The organism is Aeromonas sp. 600527, from assembly GCF_049175415.1.
Taxonomy (GTDB): Bacteria; Pseudomonadota; Gammaproteobacteria; order Enterobacterales; family Aeromonadaceae; genus Aeromonas; species Aeromonas veronii_A.
The window spans coordinates 1-26,588 of sequence record NZ_JAAKVA010000014.1 but is presented as its reverse complement, the minus strand read 5'-3'; the positions used below and the strand labels follow the sequence as shown (position 1 = coordinate 26,588).

Annotated in this window: 25 protein-coding genes and 1 tRNA gene; 9 read left to right on the top strand and 17 right to left on the bottom strand. The window is 58.9% G+C overall.

The window, feature by feature from the left end; translation table 11 throughout:
* Positions 1-116 precede the first annotated feature (116 nt).
* The gene (gene dtpB / locus G5154_RS15970) at positions 117-1,622 is read left to right on the top strand and encodes a dipeptide/tripeptide permease DtpB (RefSeq protein ID WP_265062299.1); all 1,506 of its coding nucleotides are present in this window, start codon (positions 117-119) and stop codon (positions 1,620-1,622) included.
* Between the two features lie 62 nt (positions 1,623-1,684).
* Here the strand turns inward: dtpB and ruvX are convergent, their stop codons facing one another.
* The 7 genes from ruvX to metK all read right to left on the bottom strand — a co-directional run bounded on the left by ruvX (position 1,685) and on the right by metK (position 7,349).
* The gene (gene ruvX / locus G5154_RS15965) at positions 1,685-2,107 is read right to left on the bottom strand and encodes a Holliday junction resolvase RuvX (protein ID WP_265062300.1); all 423 of its coding nucleotides are present in this window, start codon (positions 2,105-2,107) and stop codon (positions 1,685-1,687) included.
* A gap of 43 nt (positions 2,108-2,150) precedes the next feature.
* A complete protein-coding gene (locus tag G5154_RS15960; protein WP_042010750.1) occupies positions 2,151-2,705 on the bottom strand; it encodes a YqgE/AlgH family protein in 555 nt (184 codons plus the stop codon).
* A 202-nt stretch (positions 2,706-2,907) separates the two neighbouring features.
* Entirely contained in the window at positions 2,908-3,858 is a 951-nt protein-coding gene (gene gshB / locus G5154_RS15955) for a glutathione synthase (protein WP_279489590.1), read from the bottom strand.
* 114 nt (positions 3,859-3,972) lie between these two features.
* On the bottom strand, positions 3,973-4,704 hold the full coding sequence (gene rsmE / locus G5154_RS15950) for a 16S rRNA (uracil(1498)-N(3))-methyltransferase (RefSeq protein WP_421251306.1): 732 nt from the start codon (positions 4,702-4,704) through the stop codon (positions 3,973-3,975).
* Between the two features lie 119 nt (positions 4,705-4,823).
* On the bottom strand, positions 4,824-5,528 hold the full coding sequence (locus G5154_RS15945; RefSeq protein ID WP_421251305.1) for an endonuclease: 705 nt from the start codon (positions 5,526-5,528) through the stop codon (positions 4,824-4,826).
* Between the two features lie 73 nt (positions 5,529-5,601).
* Entirely contained in the window at positions 5,602-6,129 is a 528-nt protein-coding gene (locus G5154_RS15940) for a SprT family zinc-dependent metalloprotease (protein ID WP_421251304.1), read from the bottom strand.
* Positions 6,130-6,197: 68 nt separating this feature from the next.
* On the bottom strand, positions 6,198-7,349 hold the full coding sequence (gene metK / locus G5154_RS15935) for a methionine adenosyltransferase (protein ID WP_206900326.1): 1,152 nt from the start codon (positions 7,347-7,349) through the stop codon (positions 6,198-6,200).
* 349 nt (positions 7,350-7,698) lie between these two features.
* Between metK and tkt the strand changes: the two genes are divergently transcribed.
* Complete coding sequence (gene tkt, locus G5154_RS15930) at positions 7,699-9,690, top strand: transketolase (RefSeq protein WP_421251303.1); 1,992 nt, start codon at positions 7,699-7,701, stop codon at positions 9,688-9,690.
* 179 nt (positions 9,691-9,869) lie between these two features.
* On the top strand, positions 9,870-10,496 hold the full coding sequence (locus G5154_RS15925) for a hypothetical protein (protein WP_216949510.1): 627 nt from the start codon (positions 9,870-9,872) through the stop codon (positions 10,494-10,496).
* 219 nt (positions 10,497-10,715) lie between these two features.
* Here the strand turns inward: G5154_RS15925 and G5154_RS15920 are convergent, their stop codons facing one another.
* Positions 10,716-11,744: an NAD(P)H-quinone oxidoreductase gene (locus G5154_RS15920; protein ID WP_216949509.1), complete on the bottom strand. Its 1,029-nt coding sequence runs from the start codon at positions 11,742-11,744 to the stop codon at positions 10,716-10,718.
* Positions 11,745-11,879: 135 nt separating this feature from the next.
* Here G5154_RS15920 and G5154_RS15915 point away from each other — a divergent pair, with 135 nt between their 5' ends.
* From G5154_RS15915 to G5154_RS15905, 3 genes are all read left to right on the top strand, one after another.
* Positions 11,880-12,752, top strand: a complete 873-nt coding sequence (locus G5154_RS15915) for a LysR family transcriptional regulator (protein WP_042055160.1) — start codon at positions 11,880-11,882, stop codon at positions 12,750-12,752.
* Between the two features lie 145 nt (positions 12,753-12,897).
* Positions 12,898-13,761 carry a glyoxalase III HchA gene (gene hchA, locus G5154_RS15910; RefSeq protein WP_058057895.1) on the top strand — a complete coding sequence of 288 codons (864 nt, stop codon included), beginning with the start codon at positions 12,898-12,900 and terminating at the stop codon, positions 13,759-13,761.
* A complete protein-coding gene (locus G5154_RS15905; RefSeq protein WP_421251302.1) occupies positions 13,758-14,480 on the top strand; it encodes a PA1136 family autoinducer-binding transcriptional regulator in 723 nt (240 codons plus the stop codon). The genes hchA and G5154_RS15905 overlap by 4 nt, the downstream gene beginning before the upstream one ends.
* A gap of 72 nt (positions 14,481-14,552) precedes the next feature.
* Here the strand turns inward: G5154_RS15905 and G5154_RS15900 are convergent, their stop codons facing one another.
* Positions 14,553-15,818 carry a RidA family protein gene (locus G5154_RS15900; protein WP_421251301.1) on the bottom strand — a complete coding sequence of 422 codons (1,266 nt, stop codon included), beginning with the start codon at positions 15,816-15,818 and terminating at the stop codon, positions 14,553-14,555.
* A gap of 940 nt (positions 15,819-16,758) precedes the next feature.
* Here G5154_RS15900 and G5154_RS15895 point away from each other — a divergent pair.
* On the top strand, positions 16,759-17,034 hold the full coding sequence (locus tag G5154_RS15895; RefSeq protein ID WP_005343832.1) for a hypothetical protein: 276 nt from the start codon (positions 16,759-16,761) through the stop codon (positions 17,032-17,034).
* 59 nt (positions 17,035-17,093) lie between these two features.
* Here G5154_RS15895 and G5154_RS15890 read toward each other — a convergent pair whose 3' ends face one another.
* Entirely contained in the window at positions 17,094-17,696 is a 603-nt protein-coding gene (locus G5154_RS15890) for an HAD family hydrolase (RefSeq protein WP_421251300.1), read from the bottom strand.
* 172 nt (positions 17,697-17,868) lie between these two features.
* On the opposite strand from G5154_RS15890, the gene G5154_RS15885 reads away from it, so the two are divergent.
* Positions 17,869-19,245, top strand: coding sequence for an MDR family MFS transporter (locus G5154_RS15885; RefSeq protein ID WP_421251299.1), 1,377 nt, complete (start codon positions 17,869-17,871; stop codon positions 19,243-19,245).
* Here G5154_RS15885 and G5154_RS15880 read toward each other — a convergent pair whose 3' ends face one another.
* The 6 genes from G5154_RS15880 to pnuC form a co-directional block, all read right to left on the bottom strand.
* Complete coding sequence (locus G5154_RS15880) at positions 19,246-20,877, bottom strand: alpha-glucosidase (RefSeq protein WP_421251298.1); 1,632 nt, start codon at positions 20,875-20,877, stop codon at positions 19,246-19,248. It lies immediately after the preceding gene.
* A gap of 200 nt (positions 20,878-21,077) precedes the next feature.
* Entirely contained in the window at positions 21,078-21,479 is a 402-nt protein-coding gene (locus G5154_RS15875; RefSeq protein ID WP_029299378.1) for a DUF1622 domain-containing protein, read from the bottom strand.
* 67 nt (positions 21,480-21,546) lie between these two features.
* A complete protein-coding gene (gene yqfB, locus G5154_RS15870) occupies positions 21,547-21,870 on the bottom strand; it encodes a N(4)-acetylcytidine aminohydrolase (protein ID WP_421251297.1) in 324 nt (107 codons plus the stop codon).
* A gap of 27 nt (positions 21,871-21,897) precedes the next feature.
* On the bottom strand, positions 21,898-22,569 hold the full coding sequence (locus tag G5154_RS15865; protein WP_421251296.1) for a Crp/Fnr family transcriptional regulator: 672 nt from the start codon (positions 22,567-22,569) through the stop codon (positions 21,898-21,900).
* A gap of 104 nt (positions 22,570-22,673) precedes the next feature.
* Complete coding sequence (locus G5154_RS15860; RefSeq protein ID WP_421251295.1) at positions 22,674-23,399, bottom strand: nucleoside phosphorylase; 726 nt, start codon at positions 23,397-23,399, stop codon at positions 22,674-22,676.
* A gap of 3 nt (positions 23,400-23,402) precedes the next feature.
* A complete protein-coding gene (gene pnuC / locus G5154_RS15855) occupies positions 23,403-24,119 on the bottom strand; it encodes a nicotinamide riboside transporter PnuC (protein WP_421251294.1) in 717 nt (238 codons plus the stop codon).
* A gap of 263 nt (positions 24,120-24,382) precedes the next feature.
* Between pnuC and G5154_RS15850 the strand changes: the two genes are divergently transcribed.
* Positions 24,383-26,215: an SLC13 family permease gene (locus G5154_RS15850; RefSeq protein WP_421251293.1), complete on the top strand. Its 1,833-nt coding sequence runs from the start codon at positions 24,383-24,385 to the stop codon at positions 26,213-26,215.
* 207 nt (positions 26,216-26,422) lie between these two features.
* Here G5154_RS15850 and G5154_RS15845 read toward each other — a convergent pair.
* Positions 26,423-26,506, bottom strand: a tRNA-Leu gene (locus G5154_RS15845).
* Between the last annotated feature and the right edge of the window lie 82 nt (positions 26,507-26,588).

The window sequence follows — 26,588 nt, the reverse complement described above, 5'->3', positions numbered from 1 at the left end:
AAATAGCCAGATTGGCAGGCTGACTGTGCTCCCCGTTATAGCAATGGCGGGCAAAAAAATAGTGCGGTAGCCACCACCAGATTAATAAAAATAAATCTCAGCAAAGGCAGGTTGATATGAGTCCAGCAACAGCACCCACAGGGTTGTTACAACAGCCCAAACCCTTCTTTATGATATTTTTCGTCGAACTCTGGGAGCGCTTCGGTTATTACGGCGTGCAGGGGATCCTGGCGGTTTTCTTTGTACAGCAACTGGGATTTTCCCAAGAGCAATCCTTTATTACCTTCGGTGCCTTCTCGGCGCTGGTATATGGCCTGATCTCGGTCGGTGGCTATGTCGGCGACCATATTCTCGGTACCAAGCGCACCATGGTGCTGGGGGCCGTGGTTCTGGTTATCGGCTATTTCATGACCGGCCTCTCTATCTATAATCCCGACCTGATTTTCTATGCGCTGGGCACCATTGCAGTTGGTAACTGCCTGTTCAAGGCCAATCCGGCCAGCCTGCTGTCAAAATGCTACCAGCCAAAAGATCCGAGGCTGGATGGGGCTTTTACCCTGTTCTATATGTCGATCAATATCGGCTCGCTTATCTCCCTGTCGCTGGCTCCGGTCATCGCCGATCACTACGGCTATACCGTCACCTACAACCTCTGCGGTGTCGGGCTGGTGATTGCGCTGCTCACCTTCTTTGCCTGCCGCAATATGGTGAAAGACATTGGCTCCGAGCCGGATCATCTGCCCCTCAACTACGGCAAGTTGCTGATGGTATTGGCTGGCTCGGTGGTCATGGTCTTCTTTTGTGCCTGGTTGATGCACCACGTGGTGATCGCCAACATGGTGCTGATGACGGTGACTATCGCCGTGGTGATTTTCTTTTTCCGCGAGGCGTTCAAGCTCGACACCGTGGGTCGCAACAAGATGTATGTGGCCTTCGTGCTAATGCTGGAGGCGGTGCTCTTCTATGTGCTTTACGCCCAGATGCCGACTTCACTGAACTTCTTTGCCATCAACAACATGCATCACGAGATGCTGGGCATGAGCGTCAACCCGGTCAGCTTCCAGGCGCTCAACCCCTTCTGGGTGGTGGTGGGCAGTCCGGTACTCGCGATGATTTATACCCGGATGGGCAGCAAGGGGCGGGATCTCACCATGCCGCTCAAGTTCACCCTCGGGATGTTCTTCTGCTCGCTGGGATTTCTGACGGCGGCGGCATCCGGCTGGTGGTTTGCCGATGAGCAGGGGCTGACCTCCCCCTGGTTTATGGTGCTTATCTACCTGTTCCAGAGTCTGGGAGAGCTGATGATCAGTGCGCTGGGACTGGCGATGGTCGCCGCGCTGGTGCCACAACGCCTGATGGGCTTCATTCTCGGAATGTGGTTCCTGACTCAGGCGATGGCGTCCCTGCTGGGTGGCTATGTGGCGACCTTTACCGCCGTGCCGCAAGGGATGACGGATCCGCTGCAAACCTTGCCCATTTACACAGGCGTATTTGGCAAGATCGGGATGGCGACTCTGCTGATTGCGGTAGTGATGGGGCTGATGGTGCCCTGGCTCAACCGGATGATGAATGCGACGCCGACCGAAGCCGAAGGGCTGGTCGCGGGTCAATCACAGGCGTAATGAGGGGAGGATAGTGCGAGACAAGGCAAGGGCAAGGCGACCCTTGCCTTGCTGTTGATGGCTTAGTTGTACTGCTCTTCCATCCAGGCTTCTACGATCAGCTGCGCCGATACCCCGTCCACACTGCCTTTCTCCAGTGCGCGATAGCCGCCTCGCTCAAACAGTCGGGCGCGGGCATCGGTGGTGGTGAGCCGCTCATCCTTGAAATCTACGGGCTTGCCGAAGCGGCCATGCAGCCGGTTACCGAATTTGCGGGCCCGTACCGTGATCTCCTGATCGGTGCCATCCATGTTCAGCGGCAGGCCGACCACCAGCAGGTCTGGTTGCCACTCCTTGAGCAGCTTCTCAATCTCGTCCCAGTTGGGGATGCCGTCGTTGGCCTTGAGGGCGCGCAGAGGCTGGGCTGTGCCAGTCAGCTCCTGACCGATGGCGACGCCAATGCTCTTGGTGCCATAGTCAAAGCCCATGATGCTGCGTGATGACATAACTGATAAATCCTCTAAATAGAGAGCGGAGCGGGCCAGCCGATCAGCTGTGGCCGATATCGCTGGAGAGGTGAACCGGGTTCACCCCTATGCTGGCGGCAGCTTGCTGCCAACGTTTGTGAATGGGGGTCTTGAACACCAGAGCCGGATTGGGGGGGATCACCAGCCAGGCGCCATCCACCAGCTCCTGCTCCAGCTGCCCGGCGCTCCAGCCGGCATAGCCAAGGGCCACCAGCCAATGGGCAGGGGCCTCGCTCGTACCCAGGGTTTCCAGAATATCCTTGGAGGTGGTCACCATCATCTCATCCCCCACCTGCAGGGTGGAGTTGAAGCCGGGGCGGAAGCTGTGCAGCACGAAGCCACGATCGGCGTGAACCGGCCCCCCTTGCAGCACCGGCTGCTTGAGTTCCGGGTTGTTGGGCGGGTTGAGCTTGAGCTGGGTCAGCATGGTTTCCAGCGACATCTCGACCGGAATGTTGACGACCAAGCCCATGGCGCCCTCTTCGTTGTGCTCGCACAGATAGACCAGCGAGCGCTCGAAATAGGGATCCGTCAGGCTTGGCATGGCAAGCAGGAAGTGATTTTGCAGTGTTTGCATAGAGGCCAAATAGTGCAAAGGTATTTGAGGTCAATTATGGCAGTTGATCCCCATGGGAAAAACCGCTTTTTGGGCTGGGCGAGATCCCGCCCCTTTCCGGATTGTCTTGAAACAGAGAGGGTGGCGCCGGGCCACCCTCTCTGTTTTGGGGCTTGTCAGGGGCGGGTTACCCCTGAACAGGCCGGCTTAGCCTGCCTGGCGATTATTTGCCCAGCCGACGCTCGATGGCATCCATCAGCATGCCGGTGATGTGTACATCGAAGGCCGCTTCAATCTCGCGAATGCAGGTCGGGCTGGTGACGTTAATCTCGGTCAGGCGATCGCCGATGATGTCGAGGCCGACGAAGATGAGGCCTTTCTCTTTCAACGTCGGGCCCACTGCGCGGGCGATGGCCCAGTCGGCTTCGCTCAGGGGACGCGCTTCACCACGGCCACCGGCCGCCAGATTGCCACGGGTTTCGCCTTGCGCCGGAATACGGGCCAGACAGTAGGGAACCGGTTCACCGTCCACCACCAGCACCCGCTTGTCGCCATCCTTGATAGCGGGCAGATAGGTCTGCGCCATGCAGTACTGGCTGCCGTGGGCGGTCAGGGTTTCGATAATCACGCCGACGTTGGCGTCATCTTCCTTCATGCGGAAGATGGAGGCGCCGCCCATGCCGTCCAGCGGCTTGAGGATCACGTCTTTGTGCTTCGCGTGGAAGGCGCGCAGCTTGTCGGCGCGGCGGGTCACCAGCGTGGTCGGAGTGTGCTCGGCAAACCAGGCGGTGTAGAGCTTCTCGTTGGCATCGCGCAGGCTCTGCGGCTTGTTGACGATAAGGCAACCCTCATCCTCTGCCCGCTCCAGCATGTAGGTGGCGTAGATAAATTCGGTATCGAACGGCGGATCCTTGCGCATCAGGATCACATCGAGGTTGGAGAGGGGCTGATCCACCACCTCGCCCACGGTGTACCAGTCGGCATAGTCATATTTGACGGTGAGCGGGCGCATGGTACCAAAGGCACGACCGGCTTCCATGTAGAGATCCTTCATCTCCAGATAGAAGAGCTCATAGCCGCGCTTTTGCGCCTCTTCGAGCATGGCAAAGCTGGAATCTTTCTTGATGTTGATGGCCGAGATGGGGTCCATCACGATGCCGAGTTTAATGGTCATCCGCTGTTCCTTTTTAATGGCTCGATAGGGTTATAGGGTCGATTAGCGCAGCGTAATCGGCCGCTTGCGGCTGCGTCGATGCAGCCATGAGGCTGATTGATGCGGCCGATAGTATCAAGCGAGATCGCCAAAGCGGCACTGCAGCGCAGTGATCGCAGTCAGGGCGGCGGTTTCGGTGCGCAGCACCCGCGGCCCCAGCAGCATCTCTTTGAAATCTTCCTGCACGGTACGGGCGATCTCGTCGCTCGACAATCCCCCTTCCGGGCCAATCAGCAGGCGCACGCCGTGCTCGGGAACGGGCAGGGTGTTGATGCTGTACTCGGCGCGCGGGTGCAGGTTGAGCTTGAGCTCTTTACTCTCTTCCGCCAGCCAGGCGTCCAGCTCCATCGGCATGCGCACTTCGGGCACCACGTTGCGGCCGCACTGTTCGCAGGCGCTGATCACCACCTTCTGCCACTGTTCGCGTTTCTTCTCCAGCCGATCGGCCGGCAGCTTGACGCCGCAGCGCTCGGAGAAGAGCGGGGTGATGCAGGTGACGCCCAGCTCCACCGATTTCTGGATGGTGAAGTCCATCTTGTCGCCACGGCTGATCACCTGACCCAAGTGGATGGCCAGCGGTGACTCCACCGATTGGACGTCGCAGCTGTCGATGGTCACTTCCACCGACTTTTTGCCGACGTTGGCGATGGTGGCGGGATATTGATTGCCATCGCCATTGAACAGCTCGAGCTGCTGGCCCGGCTGCATGCGCAGTACCCGGCCGATATGGTTGGCGCCGTCTTCCGACAGGGCGATGGTCTGGCCAACTTGCAGGGTGGCCGGTTCATAGATACGTGGAATGCGCATGGCTGCTTGTCAGTCTCTTGCTTGGAAACCCTTCATATCCTGCGCCGAGCAAGGCTCACGCGGCAGTGGGGAAGGGCTTCATGATTAGGAGGGGTGATCCCCTCCCTGGTCAAATGGGGTTATTGGCACTGTTTTTCAATAAAGGGATTGGTATTGCCCTGCAGCTTGCCGATGCGGCGGTTGCGCTCGCACTCCCAGCCTTCTGCCGGGTACTGGCGATCCCAAGCTTCAAACAGTTTACGCTGTTGCGCTGCCAGACGCAGCCCATACTGCTGGCTCATGTAGAGGTAGGCGCGGGCAATCTGGCCCCGTACCGGCCCCTTGGGCGGCTGCACCCGACGATCCTTGAAATCCACCAGCATCTGGCACTGGCCGTACTGATCCGGCTTGCCGTTCCAGTCGGAGAAGCGGTAGTTGGCCCGATCGCCGTTCACCTCGCCAATGGCGGGGAAGAGGTTGTGCATGTCCCCCTCCATCTTGTTGAACTCGGGGCTCGCTTTTTCGCAGTTCTTGCGACCGCCATCCTGCCAGCACTGCAGCTGGTGGCCGAACTCCCAGGCCGGGACCACGTGTTCCCACTCGATGCGGGCGGCGCGCTGGGCCTGCTTGCGCGGCTCATAGCCGCAACTGGCGAGATCCGGGCTCATTTTCTTGCCCTGATAGTCGATGTCGCAGCCGCAGTAGAAGGTGGTGACCGCAGGCTGGCTGCGATAGAGCTTCACCAGATCCTGCTTGGCTTCGCGAAAGGTCTGGGCGTGCAGAGGCGCGCTGAGCAGCGGCAAACCGGCCAGCAGGGTCAGGGCGAGGGAGGAGATGAAACGCATGAGATTCCTTGCAAACGGGGTGATTGACGAACGATGGCGGGCACCCTACCACAGGGGCGCGACACAAGCTGGCTTACTGCTCTGGCTCCGGCCGTTCCCGCTCCAGCGGCTGCTTGCAGCGGCGGCAGTGGTAGCGGGCCTCGCCGCGCACCACCTTGTTGTGGCGGCGTATCGACAGTTGATACTGCTGGCAGTGACAGCGATAGGGCACGGTGCGCTGGGCCAGTACTGCCAGATCGAAGCTGTGGGTAGTTCTGGGCTCAAGGCCGAACACCTCCCGCATCACCGATTGCCACTGGCGGCCGTGGGGCAGTACCCGGCTCTTGCCGCGCCCCTCTCCCCAGAGTGCATAGACCAGCAGATGGGCCACCTCGTGGGGCACCACCTCATCCAGAAACGCCTGCTGGTTGGCCTGATAGAGGGCAGGATTGAAGCGCAACTCCCAGGTTTGCAGCCGCGCTGATCCTGCCGCCCGGCCCCGCATATTGCAGTAGATCCGTGGGCGGGGGAAGGTGCGGCCAAGGCGCGCCTCGGCCTGCACAAAGCAGGCTTCTACGCGTTGTTGCAGCAGGGCGACAAGCTGGGAAGGGGTGGCAGACATCAACATCTCGTCAAATGGCGGATAAGCAAAAGGGGAGCCAGGCTCCCCTTTTATCACAACAGCGAGCCTTACAGGCCAGCGGCAGAACGCAGCAGTTCGGCCTTGTCGGTCTGCTCCCACGGGAACTCGTCACGACCGAAGTGACCGTAGGCAGCGGTAGCCTGGTAGATCGGGCGCTTCAGATCCAGCATTTCGATCAGGCCATACGGGCGCAGTTCGAAGTGCTCGCGCACCAGCTTGACCAGCAGCTCTTCGGCGACTTTGGCGGTACCGAAGGTCTCGACGCTGATGGAGGTCGGCTCGGCCACGCCAATGGCGTAGGAGATCTGGATTTCACAGCGATCGGCCAGACCGGCGGCAACGATGTTTTTGGCAACGTAACGGGCGGCGTAAGCAGCGGAGCGGTCAACCTTGGACGGATCCTTACCGGAGAAGGCGCCACCACCGTGACGGGCCATGCCGCCGTAGGTGTCGACGATGATTTTGCGACCGGTCAGACCGCAGTCACCCATTGGGCCGCCGATAACGAAACGGCCGGTCGGGTTGATGAAGTATTTGGTGTCCTTGTTGACCCACTCGGCCGGCAGCACCGGCTTGATGATCTCTTCGCGTACCGCCTCAACCAGATCTTTGTGGCTGATGGATTCGGCGTGCTGGGTAGACAGAACAACTGCATCGACACCGATGATCTTGCCTGCGTCGTCGTAGGCGAAGGTCAGCTGGCTCTTGGCATCCGGACGCAGCCACGGCAGGGTGCCGTTCTTGCGCACTTCAGCCTGACGCTTCACCAGCAGGTGAGAGTAGGTGATGGGGGCCGGCATCAGCACGTCGGTTTCGTTGGTGGCGTAGCCGAACATCAGGCCCTGATCGCCAGCGCCCTGCTCCAGCGGATCGCTGCGGTCAACACCCTGGTTGATGTCCGGGGACTGCTTGCCGATGGCGTTTAGCACGGCGCAGGAGTCAGCGTCGAAGCCCATGTCGGAGTGGGTGTAGCCGATTTCACGTACGGTATCACGCACGATCTGCTCGATGTCTACCCAGGCAGAGGTGGTTACTTCACCGGCCACCATGACCATACCAGTCTTGACCAGGGTCTCGCAGGCAACGCGTGCCTTGGTATCTTGCTTGAGGATGGCGTCCAGTACCGCATCGGAGATCTGGTCCGCAATCTTGTCGGGATGGCCTTCGGAGACCGACTCGGAAGTAAACAGCTTTGCCATGATAAGAGTCTCAGCTTGTCTGGGTTATCGCCATAGCAATAACCGGATGAATGGGATGGTGTAGAGGTATCTACATCTGGACGTCTATTTTAATTAGCGCCCCCCCCGATTGCCAGCACTATTTTGTCGCGCAGTGTCCAATGGGTCACAAGCGGTGCTCTCCTATCCCGAAAGGGATGAAAATCAAACGTTTTTCTCTGGTTGCTTGGGTCAATAGAGGGCAAGAAAAGCGATTGTCCTCCCAAAGCCACTTTATTCATCCAGATAATATTTGCACGCCGCGCGCCCTGCTGGGACAATAACGCGCCTTAATCTTGGCCATCAAATGAAGCAATCGCAGGAGATTCAGATGCCTTCTCGTAAAGAGCTTGCCAATGCCATTCGTGCATTGAGTATGGATGCCGTTCAAAAAGCCAACTCCGGTCACCCGGGCGCCCCCATGGGAATGGCGGATATCGCCGAAGTGCTGTGGCGTAGCCACCTCAGACATAACCCGAACAACCCCAAGTGGGCCGACCGCGACCGTTTCATTCTCTCCAACGGCCACGGCTCCATGCTGCTGTACTCCCTGCTGCACCTCTCCGGTTATGACCTCTCCATCGACGATCTGAAAAACTTCCGCCAACTGCACTCTCGCACCCCGGGTCACCCGGAGTACGGCTATGCACCGGGCGTTGAAACCACCACTGGCCCGCTGGGTCAGGGCATCACCAACGCCGTTGGTATGGCGATCGCCGAAAAAGCCATGGCTGAGCAGTTCAACCAGCCGGGCCACGACATCGTTGACCACTACACCTACGCCTTTATGGGCGACGGCTGCCTGATGGAAGGTATCTCCCACGAAGCGTGCTCCCTGGCAGGTACCCTGCAACTGGGCAAACTGATCGCGTTCTGGGATGACAACGGTATCTCCATCGACGGTCACGTAGAAGGCTGGTTCACCGACGACACCGTCAAGCGTTTCGAAGCCTACGGCTGGCACGTTATCCCGGCTGTTGACGGCCACAGCCCGGAAGCCATCAATGCCGCCATCGAAGCCGCCAAGGCCGAGACCGGCAAGCCGACCCTGATCTGCTGCCGCACCATCATCGGTTACGGCTCCCCGAACAAATCCGGTTCTCACGACTGCCACGGCTCACCGCTGGGCAACGACGAGATCGCCGCTGCTCGCGCCTTCCTGAAGTGGGACCACGCGCCGTTCGTTATCCCGGCCGATATCGCTGCCGAGTGGAACGCTCAGGAGAAGGGCGCCAAACTGGAAGCCGACTGGGCTGCCAAGTTCGCTGCCTATGAAGCCGCTCACCCGACGCTGGCTGCCGAATTCAAGCGCCGCACCGCAGGCGACTTGCCGGCCAACTGGGCTGCCGAATCCGCCAAGATCATCGAAACCCTGCAAGCCAACCCGGCCAAGATTGCGACCCGTAAAGCGTCCCAGAACTCTCTGGAAGCCTTCGGCAAGCTGCTGCCGGAGTTCATGGGCGGCTCTGCTGACCTGGCTCCGTCCAACCTGACCATGTGGTCCGGCTCCAAGTCCCTGACCAACGACGATGCCTCCGGCAACTACATCCACTACGGTGTACGCGAGTTCGGCATGTCCGCCATCATGAACGGTATCGCCCTGCACGGTGGTTTCATCCCCTACGGCGCTACCTTCCTGATGTTTATGGAGTACGCCCGCAACGCCCTGCGCATGGCCGCCCTGATGAAGCAGCGCGCCATCTTCGTTTACACCCACGACTCCATCGGTCTGGGTGAAGATGGCCCGACTCACCAGCCGGTTGAGCAGATCGCCTCCCTGCGTCTGACTCCGAACATGAGCACCTGGCGTCCGTGTGACCAGGTTGAATCTGCCATCGCCTGGAAACACGCCATCGAGCGTACCGACGGCCCGACCTCTCTGATCTTCTCTCGTCAGAACCTGGCCCAGATGGACCGTACTGCCCAGCAGTTGGCTGACACCGCCAAGGGTGGCTACGTGCTGAAAGATTGCGCCGGTACTCCGGAGCTGATCCTGATCGCCACCGGTTCCGAAGTGGAACTGGCTGTTGCCGCCTATGAGCAGCTGACTGCCAAGGGCCGTGCCGTGCGCGTGGTCTCTCTGCCGTCTACCGACGTGTTCGACGCTCAATCTGCCGAGTACAAAGAATCTGTCCTGCCATCTTCCGTCACCAAGCGTGTGGCCATCGAAGCCGGCATCGCCGACTACTGGTACAAGTACGTCGGTTTCGGCGGCAAGATCATCGGTATGACCACCTTTGGTGAGTCCGCACCGGCCGAGCTGCTGTTCAAGGAATTCGGCTTTACCGTGGAAAACGTGGTTGCGACCGCTGAATCCCTGTAATTCCTGAAGATTGGGCCAGCTTGACCCAATAGCTGGAAAATAAACGCCCTCCATCGCAAGATGGGGGGCGTTTTTATTGGCACAGGAAAATAGTAAATTAAAAATATATTTCAATGCCTGAGAGTTGATAGTACTTTTTCTTGATGATTGATCTTCATTGTCTTAATAAAGGCTAAGCTATGGTTATAAGAGGTTGGGTTATTATAGTTGTTGTTTTTGTATTTTTATTTTCCCCTGTTGCTTTATATGTAAATACATTTGGCGGAGATTTGTCACAAGACCACTCTCGATGGGCCGAATTTGGCTCGGCAATTGGAGGTATCTATGCACCAATACTCGGATTTATTACGTTAGTAGTTTTGATTCGTCAGCTTTCTTTACAGAAACAGATGAATGACCAGTATTATTTGCAGCAAGCACGAGAAGATATCGAGTTTTATGCATCGCAGTTATCTAATATTCTTGATGAATCACTGGTCGGTAATGTGCCGTTGAGGGCTGTACTTCACGAAAAGTTTATGTTTTGTAGCCCTGAACATCTATGTTCAATGGATATGAAGAATATTGCCATTGATATTCATAGGGTAATGCCACAGGCACTTGATATATGGGCAGCCATATACCCTGTATTAATAGGGCTATCTGCGGTTGATGACTCATTATTTAAAATGACATTGGCCTCTTCAAATCAAAAACTAGTTGCATTACTCAGTTTTGAAATATGTGTGGCTTTGGATAATTTGCATTTTTGTCGTACTGATGGGAAAAGCGGTTTTACATATATTTTTAACCAAAAATTGCAGTAGAGCTATCTAAATAGCTCGTAGGTTCGATTAGCGAAGCGTAATCGGACGTTCGCGTTTTTAAGACGATGCCATAAAAATAATATCCCACCCTGTTACCAAAAAATAGACCGGCTATCAGCCGGTCTATTTTTATTTATCGCACCCCTTACGCCTGCGGCGGGGTGCTTTCAGCACTGGACATCACCGCATCCATCTCGGCCTGCTCCACGATGGGCTTTATCAATCTGACGACAACGGCGCCATGGTTAATACCAGCTTGCCGATATGACGGCCTGAATCCAGCAAATGGTGGGCGGCGGCGGCCTCATCCAGCGGGAAGGTCTGGTAAACCTGCGGTTTGACCTCGCCGCGTTCGATAAATGGCCAGACATGAGTTTGCAGCTGGGCGATCAGATCGGCTTTTTCCTGCGGTGTCCGCGAGCGCAGGGTAGAGCCGATATGGGTCAGCCGCTTTTGCAGCATGGGAAACAGATCGAGATTGGGGGCGGCGCCCGCAATAATGCCGATCTGGACTATGCGGCCATTGATGGCGGCCGCCGCATAGTTGCGCGCGACATACTCCCCGCCAATGATATCGAGAATGATGTCGGCGCCATGGCCATCGGTGGCTGCATGCACGGCCTCGACAAAATCCTCCTCCTTGTAGAGTACGGCCACATCCGCGCCCAGCTTGATGCTGGCGGCCTGCTGTTCGGGTGAGCCGACCGTGGTGATGATTTTGGCGGCGCCAAATGCCTTGGCCAGCATGGTGGCGGTCGTGCCGATGCCGGAGGCGCCGCCATGGATCAAGATAATGTCGCCTTTTTTGAACTGACCCCGTTCAAACATATTTGACCAGACCGTCATAAAGGTTTCCGGCAGCGCCGCGGCTTCGACAAAGCTTAATCCGGGCGGCAGGGGCAGGACATTGCTCTGGTGGGCGACGCTGTACTCGGCATAGCCGCCACCCGAAATCAGCGCTGCGACTTTGTCGCCAACCTTGAGATGCTCCACCTGCTCCCCCTTGGCGACCACGACCCCGGCGACCTCCAGCCCGGGAATATCCGATGCCCCTGCCGGAGGCGGGTAGAGCCCTTTGCGCTGCATCACATCCGGCCCATTGATGCCGGTCGCATAGTGCCGGATCAAAACCTCATCGGGCTTGGGCGCCGGTGTGGCGCGGGTGGTCAGTTGCAAGACATCGGGGCCACCTGGCTGGGTAATTTCTACCGCGCTCATGGTGGCGGGAATGGAATAGGCGTTATGCATCAGCGGCTCCTTGTAACGAGGTGATATGAGGTTCCCCGAGTTGGATGAGCACCAAGATAGTGGAGATTGCTGATGAATAAACGCAGTATTATCCCTCACCTGTAATGCAAAAATGCATTTCAACCGGGAGTCGTGATGAACTGGGATGATGCGAAAATTTTTCTGGCGTTGCATCGGGAAGGGAGCCTGAGGGGCGCCGCCCGTGTGGTCGGGGTCGATCAGGCCACCATTGGCAGGCGGATTGCCGCACTGGAGCATCGTCTGGCGGCCACGCTGTTTCTCCGCACATCCAAAGGGTATGTGCTGACTCATGTCGGGGAGATAGTGCTGGCCAGCGCTCAGCAGATGGAGCTGGCTGCCATTGATTTCGTGCGGGCGGCGCAAGGGGTCGACAACCGTCTGGTCGGTGAGGTCAGCGTGGCGACCACAGACACCCTGGGGATGGATTTTCTGATACCGGCCCTGACCGAGCTGCATCAGCGTTATCCCGATATCAGGGTCATCCTCAATACCTCGACCCAGGTGGTCAATCTGTCCCTGCGGGAAGCGGATATCGCGATCCGGACGGTGAAGCCGGACAATCCCGACCTGATTATCCGCAAGCTGGCCTCCTGGCCGGTCGGGTTGTATGCCTCCGCCGACTATCTGGCTCGCCATGGCATTCCCGAAGCGGGCACCGGTTTTGCGGGCCATTCGCTGGTAGTGTATGAGCCCCACTGGCAGAGCGCGCGCTCGCCCATGATGCTCGAAGAGGCGGCCGAGGGGGCCACGGTCGCCGCGGGGGTCAATACCAGCCTGATGCTGCGTCAGGCCCTGTTGATGGGGTTGGGGCTTGGCGAGGTGGCGGTTCCGCTCGCCGAGCAAGCCGGGTTGGTGCGGGTCTGGCCCGAGCGGCAGTTACAGCAATCCTACGATGTGTGGCTGGTGACCCATCAGGATGTGCAGCATGCCGCGCGGGTCAGGGCGGTCATGGATGCCATCGTCAGGGCATTTGCCGCGATGGCCTAAGTCTGGCGGGGATTCTGTTCAGGTTTTGTCGCAGCGCGGTCACACCTCTTGCCATCGTCATGGCGGTTGAGGGAAAACCCTCATTTACTTGGTCTCTGACAGTCAATACTGTGAGACCGAGTCCACCACTACTGGAGCCTGACCCATGACCGATATGCTTGTTGACGATAAACAACCGACCCCGGATCCGGCAGAGCAGAATGCCTTCTTCCCATCGCCCTACTCCCTGAGCCAGTTCACCTCGCGCAAATCTGACCTTGCCGGGGCAGACTATCCCGCTCCCTATCGGGAGGGGCGCTGGAAGATCCTGCTGATCGGGGCCGATGAGCGCTATCTGCCCACCGACAACGGCACCCTGTTTTCCACCGGTAACCATCCGGTCGAAACCCTGCTGCCCATGTATCACCTCGACAAGGCGGGCTTTGCCTTTGATGTGGCCACCCTTTCCGGCAATCCGGTCAAGTTCGAGTGGTGGGCCATGCCCGGCGAAGACGAAGAGGTGCTGGGGCTCTATGCCAAATATCAGGCGCAGTTCCGCCAACCGGCCAAGCTGGCCGATCTGCTGAAAGAGGCGCTGGCCGCCGACTCGGACTATATCGGCGTCTTTATTCCCGGCGGCCACGGCGCCCTGATGGGGTTGCCGCAGAGTGCCGAGGTGAAAGCGTTGCTGGAGTGGGCGATGGCCAACGATCGCTTCATCATCTCCCTCTGTCACGGGCCTGCTGCGCTGCTGGCGGTGGCCAATCCAGAGACCTTCGCGGGCTACAAGATCTGCGCCTTCCCCGACGAGCTGGATGCCCAGACCCCGGCAATTGGCTATATGCCGGGCCACCTCACCTGGAAGTTTGGCGAGAAGCTTAAAGAGATTGGTTTTGAGATCGTCAACAACGGCATCTCGGGAGAGGTGTGCCGGGATCGCAATCTGCTGACCGGTGACAGCCCGCTGGCTGGTAATAACCTCGGCAAGTTGGCCGCCACCACCTTGCTGGAGGCGGTTGCCAAGCGATGAGGTTGTCGTCATCGCCAGCGAATGCATTGCAGGTCGTGGTGGCGCTGGAAGGGTGCCAGCGGCTGGAGGAGATCCAGCAACTGGTGCGCGCCTTTGCCACCCCGCTGGGGTATCACCGCTTTGCGCTCTTCTCCATCAGTGCCAGCGAGGAGGGGGTGGTCGAGCATCTCTACTGGCTGGAGGGGGAGTGGCTGGAGAGCGGCGAGGCGGTCGACCTGCATGCCTATATGCGCGAGTGCCCGATGGCGATGCATATCAGGGAGCGAGACCAGCCCTTCTTCTGGAGCAAAACGGTTGGCGCTGCTGGCGAGCAGTACCGTATCGTTCGCCATCCTGAGGGGCCGGGCCGACATGGCTTGCAGGTACCCGTCTATGGGCCGTTGGGACTGGAAGGGGCGATGAGCTTTGGCGGCGATCAGATCGATGCCAGTGCCCACACTCGGGTTGGCCTTGCGCTGATCGCGGTGGCGGCTTTTCATGCTGCCCGTCGGCTGATGGAGATGCCGGTAGCGGGTCACGAGCGTGGCCTCACTGGGCGCGAGCGCGAAGTGCTGGAGTGGGTCTCCCGGGGTTGGCGCCATGCCGATATCGCCACCACCCTGAAACTCTCGGTGCGCACAGTCGAGAACCATCTGCGCAGTGCCCGCCGTCGACTCGGTGTAGCCACCACGGCAGAGGCGGTCAGAGTGGCGCTCAGGAACCGCGATATCGAGGGCTGAGGGGCCATCCCTTTGTCTGGCATGTAAAAAGAGACCGGCATATAGCCGGTCTCTTTTTTATTTCCGCAACCTTTACGCCTGCGGCGGGGTGCTTTCCGCGTTGGACATCACCGCATCCATTTGCACCAGGGCGCCAGCGGGCAGCTCGCTCACGCCAATCACGGTGCGGGCAGGCAGATAACTCGGGAAGTATTTGGTGTAGACGGCGTTGACCGCATCCAGATCCGCGATATTGGCGAGCTGGATATTGACCTTGACGATATCGTCCATCACATGGCCGATGCTCTCCACAATCGCCTTGATATTGCTCAGGCACTGGGCGGTCTGCTCCTTGATGCAGCCAGCCAGGATCTTGCCGGTTGCGGGGTCAATCGGCAGTTGGGCAGAGAGATGGTTGTAGTGAGAGAAGGAGACAGTCTGGCAATGGAGCGGGCTGCGTGGTGCCTTGTCGGTATTACGGGCACGGATCACCAGATTGTGACGGTCTTCCACCAGTTGTGGCGGGGTGCCGTCACCGTGGGAGATGACCGCATCCATTTGCACCCGTGCCCCCATGGGCAGGGCGGCGGCACTGACCACAGAGCGGGCGGGCAGATAGGCGACGGCGCGGGCGATGGCGGAGTCGGGGAAGAAGGTGGTGTAGACCTCGTTGACGGCCTCCAGATCGGCCAGATCGGTCAGATAGACGGTGACCTTGACGATATCGTCAAACGGCACGTCGATGCTCTCCAGCACCGCCTTGATATTGCGCAGGCACTGGCCCGCCTGCTCCTTGATGCCACCGGCAACCAGCTGGCCAGAGGCGGCATCGACCGGCAGCTGGGCGCCGATATTGTTGTAGTGGGAGAAGGCCACGGTATGGGTGGAGAGCGGATTGTGCGGCGCCTTGTCGCTATTGCGGGCCAGTTTAACCAGCGGGCAAGGATCTTGTGGGAAGGTACCTTCGCCGTTGGAGATGATGGCATCGATCTGCACCAGTGCGCCCAGCGGCAGGGCGGCGACGGCGAGGGTGGTGCGGGTCGGCAGATAGCCCGGGAAGAATTCGCGATAGACGGCGTTGACCGCCTCCAGATCGGCCATCTCTTTGAGGAAGATGGTCGCTTTGACCATATCGTCCATCACATGGCCGATGCTCTCGATGATCGCCTTGAGGTTGCTCAGGCACTGTCTGGCCTGCGCGGTGACATCGCCGCTCACCATCTTGCCGGTGGCTGGATCGACCGGCAGTTGGGAGGAGATATTGTTGTAATGAGAAAACGCCACCGTTTGGGTGCAGGGGCCCAGATCCTGGGGTGCATGGGGGGTATTTCTTGCCGATTTGATGATGGTGCCACTCATAGATATGCCTCTTTTTAATATTTGTTGTTCATTCAGGTACAGGTTTACCCCATCTTGTTGTACGCCACGGCCACTGCGCCAGCGGCGGCATCCCCGGTTATTATTTGTGAGCCACTCAATTACTGAGAGGAATAAGGGAGAAGAGGACAGGGTAGATATTTCAGACGCTGCGATTCTATGAGTGGCTATCAGGGGTTGCAAACCGCTGATTGCATTTCTATGAGATGGCTCAATGGGTGCAAATTTAATCATATTGCTATTCAATTCACGCTGAATAGTCACCTGTTTGCTCGCCAATAGCCCAGTATCGAGCAGTAGTCCAGTCCGGACGGGTGTTGGGGCACAGGCCTTGGCAGTAACGGAGTGTAAAGAAAGGGTTAATGCGATGCATCAAGCTGCCATCAAACGATTTTATTATGCATGGATATGTATTTTATGTTTTTTTAGTCATCTATCTTGCCGCGCAAAAATATGCTAGCAGACATGAATGTAACAGTGGTTAAAGATGTGGCTGGAATATAATTCAAATATTTGCATGGGCGACGCCTGTTCATTATCGATAGGCTGACGGCTGGCCCAGAACCGGAGCGTTTTTATCTTTTTATATATCTGGTGAAATATGCGTAACCAGTGTTGTGGCCCCTTACCGGAGCGACCGCAGTTGGCAATATATCGGCTGACAGGGGGCAGTATGGTCAAGGCATCAGGCAATCGAATGACGCCGACCTGGCGTGGGGCCATGGATGGGAGTCTCTACAGTGGTTGGTTGTCCATTGCACGCCGGAGATGATGGGTCCTCTGGACAGGCTATGTGCGGTGACATGATCATTTGCAAGATTGTTAACAAAAATGTGAACAAGATCACCGGACGGATAAGGGTTTGAGGCTGGAAATTGACCAAAAAGGAGTAGAATGGCGCTTTATTTTTGAGGGTCATTCGATGCCCAACTATCACTTCTTCACGCTGGGCCAGGCGCTTACCTATCTCGATGCCAATGCCCCCCGTTATAGCGATGAGCGTCGTCAGCTGGTTGAGCAGGGATTTTCCGCCATGGCAGCCCCCGTCTTTGCAGATACGCCGGCTGAGGCGCTGGCGCTGCTGCGTCATCATCAGACATGGCAGGAGAAAGCCATGGCCGATGCACTCTCTTTGACGGTTTCCCCCGGGCCGACGCTCATCTCCTGTCTGCAGGAGCAGCCTTTATCCGGGAGTTGAACAGCAACAGTGCGTCATCCGGGAGGAGGCGCCATGTTGCTGCGCTGCCAGCTCGCCTCCTACCTCTGTTGCAGCTCGCCTTCCATTACCAGTAGGGCATCCATCCCTGCCGCCTTGCCTGCCTCAAGCCCGATCCGGGTATCTTCAAAGACCAGACAGTTAGCTGGATTGGCCCCCAGCTGTTCGGCCACTTTCAGAAACGTATCCGGATGGGGTTTGTGGTTGGTGACATCATCTGCGCTCACTACCACAGAAATATAGGCATCGAGACCGGTGCTCTTCAGGATGGCGTCCGCCTGATTGCGTGGTGAGCCGGTGCCAATTCCCATCTTCACCTTGCCGTGATAGTGCCTGACCAGCGCCCACATCTTGGGAAAGACGCTGACCTTGTCGATATGGGTCATGTAGAGGGCAATCTTGCGACGGGTAAAGGCCTCGACATCTACCGTCAGTCCCTGCTGCTCGGCCAGCATGGCGATGATCTTGCGGGTGGGAATGCCGCCGTATTGATAGAGCTGATCCCGCTCGAAGGGGATGCTGAATTCGGCGCAGGTGAGCTCCCAGGCATCCAGATGAAGGGGCATGGAGTCCACCAGGGTGCCATCCATATCGAAAATCAGGGCATCGTAGTGATCAAATCCGTACTGTTCTGGCGCGCTCATGGGGACTCCTCGAATCAAATAGGGCAGGCTAGCAGATTGGGGACATCGATTATGGGATCTGTCTCATGATCGGGCAGATGTGGCCGCCGATTTTTCTATCTCTTGCTGATTTGTGAGACAATAACTCGCTCAATTGCCGATCCTTTGGCATATCAGATCAGCGAGTCCCCTTATGACCTCGAAAATATCCCCTAAAACCATCTTCTCCAGTGTGGCGCTGGTGATCGCGCTCGGTTCGCTGGAGAAGAGCATAGTCACCACCCCGCTGCCGATGATCGGTGCCGAGCTGCACGCCGGTGCCGCCCTCACCTGGGTGGTCACCGCCTACCTGCTGGCGGCCACCGCCGTACTGCCCCTCTATGGCAAACTGAGTGATCTCCTTGGCCGGGTACGGATGCTCAATATCGCCATTGGTCTCTTTCTGGCAGGCTCTATCGCCTGCGCCCTCTCTCAGGATCTGCCGACCCTGCTGGCGGCCCGAGTGCTGCAAGGATTGGGAGGGGGCGGCCTGATTGCTCTTGCCTTTACCGTGATTGCCGACACGATTCCGCCGCGGGAAGTGGGCAAGTATCAGGGGTACATTTCGGCGGTCTATGCGGTATCCAGCATTGCCGGGCCCCTGCTGGGTGGCTACTTTACCGAACAACTCAGCTGGCGCTGGATCTTCTGGATCAACCTGCCGCTTGGTGCACTGGCGATCTACCTGATCAACCGCAATCTTAAACAGCTCAATGTGCGTCGCCACAGTCGCTTCGACTGGAAGGGGGCGGCACTGCTCATTACCGTCACCACCCTGACTCTGTTGTTGCTCTCACCCGAGGCAGCCCTCCCTGCCATCTGGCTGGCGGGGGCTCTGGCGGTCTCTCTGATGTTGCTGGTGCTGATTGAGCGGCGCGCTCATGACCCCATACTGCCAGCCCATCTGGTGCGGCTGCCCGGTTATCTGGTGAGTGTGCTGCTGGTGATGTTTTCCCAGTTGCTGATGTTTGCGGTGTTGGTTTATCTACCCCTGCAGATGCAGTGGCAAAAGGGGCTGAGCGCCAGTGAGAGCGGGATGAGTATGGTGATCTTCATGATCTGCATTACCGCCGGCGCTTTTGTCGGCGGCAAACTCATCGGGCGTACCGGTCACTACAAGAGTTTTGTGGCGGTAGGCTTCGGGCTGGCTGCAGTGGCGCTTTGGCAGATCCACTTTGATGCCTGGGTCAAGCTGGCCCTCGGCTTTGCCGGTATTGGCCTGGGTCTGGTGTTGCCCGCCCTCTCGGTGGTGGTACAGAATGCCTTGCCACGGGAAGATCGCGGCATCGGCATGTCGCTGTTCAACTTTGGCCGTGAGCTGGGGGGGGCCATCGGGGTGGCCATCTGCGCCATGCTGTTCCATTCCAGCCTGCCTGCCGGTAGTGGCAGTGATCTGAGTCGGCTTGGGCCCGATCTGCTGGCCGCAGGTTTCAGCACCACTTATATCGGCATGGGGCTGATTGCCACGCTGGCGCTGCTGATCACTCTGCTGGCATTGAAGCGCCATGAGCTGGCCTCTATCAATGCCTGATCAATCGGCTAGCCATACCGCACACTGATAAGGGGCAAAAAGTGGTGCAGGCTGGCCAGGGTAGTTGCCTATCAGCAAGCTCATGCCGTCTGTTACCTTGTCAAAGTGGGGCATCGACAGGGGGTTCGCCGTGAGATTGGCGAGTAGCAGCAGGGTGTGCCGCTCTCCGCTGGCCGGATCCTGCCAGTGGCGGCGATAGCCGATGCGCTTGGGATCATCCCCATCCAGCAGTTCGAAATTGCCGTGGCGAACGACCGGGTGGGCCTTGCGCAGGGCGATGAGCTGGCGATAGCAGTGAAACGGCGAGTCGGGGCGGGCCAGCTGCTCGTCAGCATTTATCTCGAGGTGGTTGGCATTGAGGGCAATCCAGGGCGTGGTGGTGCTGAAACCGGCGTGGGGGCCAGCGTCCCACTGCATCGGGGTACGGGCGTTGTCGCGGCCAATGGCATCGAGCCGCCGACTCAGCTCGGCAGGATCCAGCCCTGACTGGCTGGCGCAGTAGTTGATGGCCTCCACATCGCGCAGCTCGTCCGGCTGCCAGTGGCGGTTGGTCATGGCGAGCTCCTCCCCCTGATAGATGAAGGGAGTGCCCTGCATCATGTGCAGCACCATGGCCCACAGTTTGGCGCTGGTTTCCCGCCACTCGGGCCTGTCATCGCCAAAGCGGGAGACGGCGCGGGGCAGGTCGTGGTTGCCGAGAAACAGGCTGTTCCAGCCTCGGCCATGCAGCCCTTGCTGGTGGCGGGCCATGGCCCGTTTGAAGGCGAGGGGAGCAAAGCGGGATGACCACTTGTCACTGCCGAGCCCCAGATGCTCGAAGTTGAACACCATGCTGAACTCGCTGCCATCCGTGCTGGAGTAGCGTTGCATATGGGCGAGATCGGCCCCCCAGGTCTCCCCCACCGTAATGATCCCTTTGCCGCCGAAGCTCGCGGCATTGAGCTCGCGGATATAGTCGTGCAGGCGCGGGCCATTGCTCATGGCCAGTCGGTCCCACTCCTTGCTCACCATATCGATCACATCGAAGCGAAATCCCTTGATCCCTTTGCCCAGCCAGAAGTTGATCACCTCTGCCATCTCGGCCCGCACCGCCGGGTTGTCCCAGTCCAGATCGGCCTGACTGGGATCGAAGTTGTGCAGGTAGTAGCGATCAAGCGCTGGCACATACTGCCAGCCGCTGCCGCCAAAAATCGAGGTAATGGGGTGAGCATCGACAAAGGCTTGATCCCGGAATACGTAATAACCCTGATAACGGGGATCGCCAGCCAGTGCCTGCATAAACCACTCGTGCTCGGTGGAGGTGTGGTTGGCGACGATATCCATCATGATGCCGATGCCGTGAGCGGCCGCTTCGGCGATCAGCTGCTCCATCTCGGTCAGGGTGCCGAAGGTGGGGTCGATGGCACGGTAGTCCGCCACATCGTAGCCGTTGTCCCGTTTGGGGGAGCGATAGATGGGGGTGAGCCAGAGCATATCGACCCCGAGGGTGGCCAGATAGTCGAGGCGCTGACGGATGCCGTTGATATCGCCTATGCCGTCGCCATCACTGTCCTGAAAACTCATGGGGTAGATCTGGTAGATGACGCAGCTATCGAGGTCGATATCGGGCGTGTGAAGGGAGTGCGTATTCATCAGCGTGGCCGGTTGGGGGAGAAGATTTTCTATCTTACGCAGATGAGCTGCTACTCGACAGGGCAGAGGAAACCTTGAAAAGGGTTCCATAGTTGGCTGATTGCCAAAAGTGCGGGAAGGGTCACAAAGGTGCCATCCCGGGCCACTGCTGTGGTCGGGACGGCACGGCACTTGGCGCGGATACTCTGCAGGAATACAGGTTATTGAGCAGCCTTGGCCTGCTCGCTGCGTTGTTCCTGCTGGCGCTCTGCCTTGTCTTGCTGGCGTTCTGCTTGGGCTTCCAGCTCCTTGCCGAGGAAGTAGTTCAGGAAGGTGCGGATCACCGCGATGATGGCGAGGCGGATCAGCTCCTCCTTGCTTGGCGCGACCGTGGTGGCCAGGATGTCGGCGGCGAGCTGGAACTCCAGCGCCAAGATGAGCCAACTGCCGAAACAGAGGCGAATGCGCGGAAAGCCGGGTTCGTGATCCTCCATCCGCGCCGCCAGCCAGAGGGTCTTGCCAAGCCCTATCACCACACAGGCGATGGAGATGATCTCCAGCAGCAGCTGGAACAGCTCGACCCCGTGCATCATCCCTTCTCTCAGGCTCGCTATCTCAAACACTCGGGTCACCTCCATGATTCAAAAGAGGACACTATTAACACATCACTCGGCAAAGGCCAAATCCAGCTCAGGCAATCAGTTTGAATTCAATCACATAGAGCGGCGGCAGAGCGGGGTAGATATCGCGGATCACCTGTTTGAGCTCGGGGAGGGTCATGTTCTCCTGACGGGCGTGCTCGTCGTTCAGTTCATCGAAGGCCACTGCATTGACGGAGATCACCTCTATGGTGCCGAAGGGCTGGTGCTCCGGGTTGGTGAACAGGGCCAGCCGCTGGCCGGGCTGCCAGTTGGCCTCGCTCTCGTCGCGGATGGTGATGGTCTTGCGGCCCGCCTGAATGTCGGCAACGAAGCGGCTGAAGAAGGTGAACGCTGGATAGGTGTGAGTAGACATGGTGACTCCTGACAGGGTGAATGGAAATCAAAGGTCGAGATAGGCGCGCAGCTTGGCCAGATCGGCGATAACGGGGCCATTGCTGCCGTCGGCAACTATGCCCTGTTCGACCAGCTCCTTGAGGGCGCGGCGGTAAACCCGCTCGGTGGTGCCGAAGCGCGCCGCCTCATGGGCCCGCTTGCGTGACCCCAGCATGGGGGTGCGCTGGCGTTCTCGCCACAACTCGTAGGCGATGTTGTAGGCGATGGGGTGGAGCAGGCGGCTGGTGGTGATCTCCAGCGTATCGAGATAGTCGCTGGCGAGTGCGGCGGCGAAAAAGAGGGTCAACTCGGGCTCGGCCAGCAGGCGCTGGGCCAGTTTGTGGGCGCAGATGACCCGGGCATCCAGCTCGGTCTCGGCCACCACGTTCCACTGCACCGGGGTGGCGCTGAAGAACTCCATCTCGCCAAAGATCTGGCTGTGACACTCAATCTCGCCGAGTTGGAAGCGGCGGCCCGAGTGCACTGTGCTGTTGAGGGAGACCCGGCCATGTTCGACCAGATAGAGCTGCTCGCTCAGCTCCCCCTGCCGCATGATGGATTCGCCCGGCAGGTAGCGACGCAGAAACAGGGTGCACGCTTCCAGCGCCGCGGCAAAGCGGGGTTCCAGTTTGGCGAGTTCGGCGTGAAAACGACCGAGGGGATAGGGCTGTTGCTGCATGACGTACCTGTCGCACCGATGACGAGGGCCATGAGGCTAGCAAGAGCGCGGGCCGGATACCAGCCCGCCTCCTGTCGAATGTGCCGTGATTAACGGTTTGCCGTTTATTGCACCAGGGCGTGGAGGGCGGCGGCGATGGCGTTTCGCTCGCCGTTCATCATGGCCAGCTCGGCGTTGGCGTACTCATTGACCCCATCCTGCACATCCTGCTCGAACAGCACTACGTTGCAGAGCACGGCTGCAACCCGCACCTTGCGCAGGCGACCCACGGTCAGCAGGGCTGCGGTCTCCATGTCAGCGCCGAGCACGCCACGGGCATGCCAGTAGCGGCACACCTCCTGCTCATCATCTCGATAGAAGCTGTCGTGGGAGCGTACCAGCCCGTGCCAATGAGGCTGGCTGCCGGTTGCTACATGGTTGAGCAAGGCGGCCTGCAGCCAGATATCGGCGCAGGCGGGGTACTCGGCGGGCAGATAGGCCTGTGAGGCCCCCTCATTGCGTACCGCCCCTTCCACCACGATAAGGTCGCCAAGGCCGATGTCGTGTTGCAGGGCACCGGCGGAGCCGACCCGAATAAGCGAGCGGGCACCGGCTTGCACCAGCTCCTCCAGCGCTATGATGGCCGACGCGCCGCCGATGCCGGTGCTGCAAACCGTGATCGGCACTCCCTGATAACGGCCATTGATGAGGCGAAACTCCCGGTTTTGCCCCAGCACTTCACACCGCTCGAGCTGGCTGGCGATGCGGTCGACCCGGGCCGGGTCGCCGCACAGCACCACCCGCTCGGCAATCTGGTCGGGGCGGCACTGGAGATGGGGTAACAGACTCATGGCTTACAGACCTTGTGGCTGGCGCTTGGCGGTAATCACCCAGAGGCGAGTGCCGTTGGCGGCGATAAACAGCAGGATCAGGTACTCCAGCGACATGGCGTAAACGCCCTGCGCCGCATAGACACCGATGCTGATGATGTTGATGACCACCCAGAGGATCCAGTTCTCCACATATTTGCGGGTCATCAGGATCTGCGCGACCACCGAGAGCACCGTCATGGTGGCATCCCAGAATGGGAAAGCATCGGGGGAGGGCTCGGGAGTGGCAAGGTTGGCACCAAACAGGTTGAGAAACGCGACCGAGGTACGCGCCAGCGCTGCGAATACCGGGTCGATATAGCGGGTCAGCAGGGCGATGGCCAGCACGCTCACCACGGCAGTGACGATGAGCTTGGATTTGCTGAGCCAGCGGATCTGCAGGGTATCCCCCTGCTCGTTGGCGGGACGGGTCCAGGCGTACCAGCCGTAGACGTTGGCGCAGAAGAAGAACAGCTGCAGCAGCAACAGCCCGTACAGCTGGATCTGGAAGAAGATGATGGCAAACAGGGTGACGTTGATCAGACCAAACAGGTAGTTGATGGTCTTCTCCTGACTGGCGAACCAGATACAGGCAAGGCCGAACAGAGTGCCGATGGCTTCAATCCATGACATGGCATAGCCGCCACCCAGCGGTATGGTCACTAGCGTGTTATTGATGCTGAACAGCTCGAATATGCTCATTTTCTGATCCTTGGTAATGAGGGTTAGTATGCGAGGGCGCCATTCTAAGGGGTGAGGGGGAGGAGGGGCAGGACTTTTGTCCGCCCCGGGCTTGGCCCATATCAAAGAAATGGCTTCTGGTGCCCGGCTATTCCAGCACCGATGGGTTATGGTGCCCCGATGGGCCGGACTTTATTGATATGTAGCAAGATGATAGCGCCGTGGCTGTGGTCTGATAGAGTCCACTATCCGGGAGGAGAATCACGTGATAAAAGGAGGTTGCATTGAATTCCGAGCTTGTCTGGGTGCTCTGTCTGCTGGCTGGCGCCATCTATCTCTTTATGACCAACAAGGTGCGGATGGACGTGGTCGCCCTGTTGATCATCATCCTCTTTGTGCTGAGCGGCACCCTCACCCTGCCGGAGGCACTGGCGGGTTTTAGCGATCCCAACGTCATTCTGATAGCCGCCCTGTTTGTAGTCGGAGAGGGGTTGGTGCGCACCGGCATCGCCTATCAGGTGGGGGATGCATTGGTGAAGGTGGCGGGCAGCAGCGAGACCAAGCTGCTGGTGCTGCTGATGGTGGCGGTGGCGACGCTGGGGGCTGTGATGAGCAGCACCGGGGTGGTGGCCATCTTTATCCCGGTGGTGCTGAGTGTGGCGAATCGGATGGGGATCCCGGCCGGTCGCCTGATGATGCCCCTCGGCTTTGCCGGGCTTATCAGCGGTATGATGACGCTGGTGGCCACGCCCCCCAACATGGTGGTCAACAGCGAGCTGATGCGCCACGGCATACACGGCTTCGGTTTCTTCGATTTCACTCCCATGGGGGGGCTGATCCTGGGGCTGGGCATCCTCTACATGCTGCTGGTGCGCGGCTCTTTGGTGGGCGAGGGGGAGGAGGGCAAGGGCAAGCAGACCGGGCGCCGTACTTTTCGCGATCTTATCCGTGATTATCGGCTGACCGGTCGGGCCCGCCGCCTGGCGCTGCACCCCGACTCTCCCCTGATTGGCCATACCCTGGACGAGCTGCAACTGCGCGCCCGTTATGGCGCCCACATTATCGGGGTGGAGCGCTGGCGCAAGTTTCGCAGGGTGATGGTGCCGGTGTCGGGGATCAGTGAATTTCAGGCCAGGGATGTGCTGCTGATCGATATGTCCGATCCCGAGGTGGACGTGCGGGATTTTTGCAGCGAAGCGCGGCTCGAGCCCATGATCCTGCGTGGCGAGTACTTCTCCGGTCAGGCGCGGGAGGTGGGGATGGCCGAGGTGTCGCTGATACCCGAATCCAAGCTGCTGGGCAAGAGTGTGCGGGAGGTGACCTTCCGCTCCCGCTATGGCCTGAGTGTGGTGGGGCTGCGCCGCGATGGTGAGGCTCTTGCTGGCAAACTGGTGGACGAGCCGCTGCAAATGGGGGACACCCTGCTGGTGGTGGGTAACTGGAGCCATATCCGGCAACTGCAGACTCACAGCCGCGACTTTTTGTTGATGGGACTGCCGGCCGAGGTGGACGAGATGGCCCCCGCCCGCAGTCAGTCGATCCATGCACTGATTTGCCTTGGGGTGATGATCCTGCTGATGGTGACCGATCCGGTGCCCAACGTCATTGCCGCGTTGATCGCCTGTCTGCTGATGGGCAAGTTTCGCTGTATCGACATGGAGAGCGCCTACAAGTCGATCCACTGGCCGACCCTGATCCTGATTGTCGGCATGCTCCCCTTCGCACTGGCGCTGCAAAAAACCGGCGGGGTGGATCTGATCGTCGGTGGCCTGATCAATGCGGTGGGGGAGATGGGGCCGCGGGTGATGCTGGCCAGCCTGTTTGCGCTCTGCGCAGTGATCGGGCTATTTATCTCCAATACCGCCACCGCGGTACTGATGGCGCCCATTGCGCTGGGCACGGCGCAGCAGATGGGGGTATCGCCCTATCCGTTCGCCATGACCATTGCCATCGCCGCCTCGGCCGCCTTTATGACGCCCGTCTCCTCACCAGTGAATACCCTGGTGCTGGGACCGGGCAACTACAAGTTCGCCGACTTTATCCGTATCGGGGTGCCTTTCACCCTGCTGGTGATGGCGGTGAGTGTGGTGGCTATTCCCTGGTTTTTCCCGTTCTGACTACCGTGTTGATGGATGTTCATACCAGCGGCCTACGGGCCGCTTTTTGTTGCAGGGAGACGAGAGTGGCAAGGCGTGCTCGGAATCAGCGGGAAGGGGGCCTTAAGGGGAAGAGGGGGTGATACAGCGATGAGAGACAACCGGAGAGAGGCAAATGTCAGATACAAAAAAACCAGCGTGAGCTGGTCTGTTTGGTACTGCTATCAATGGTGCGGAAGGAGAGACTCGAACTCTCACGCCTAGGGCGCCAGAACCTAAATCTGGTGCGTCTACCAATTTCGCCACTTCCGCAAATTGATGGTGGCTATGACGGGATTCGAACCTGTGACCCCCGCATTATGAGTGCGATGCTCTAACCAACTGAGCTACATAG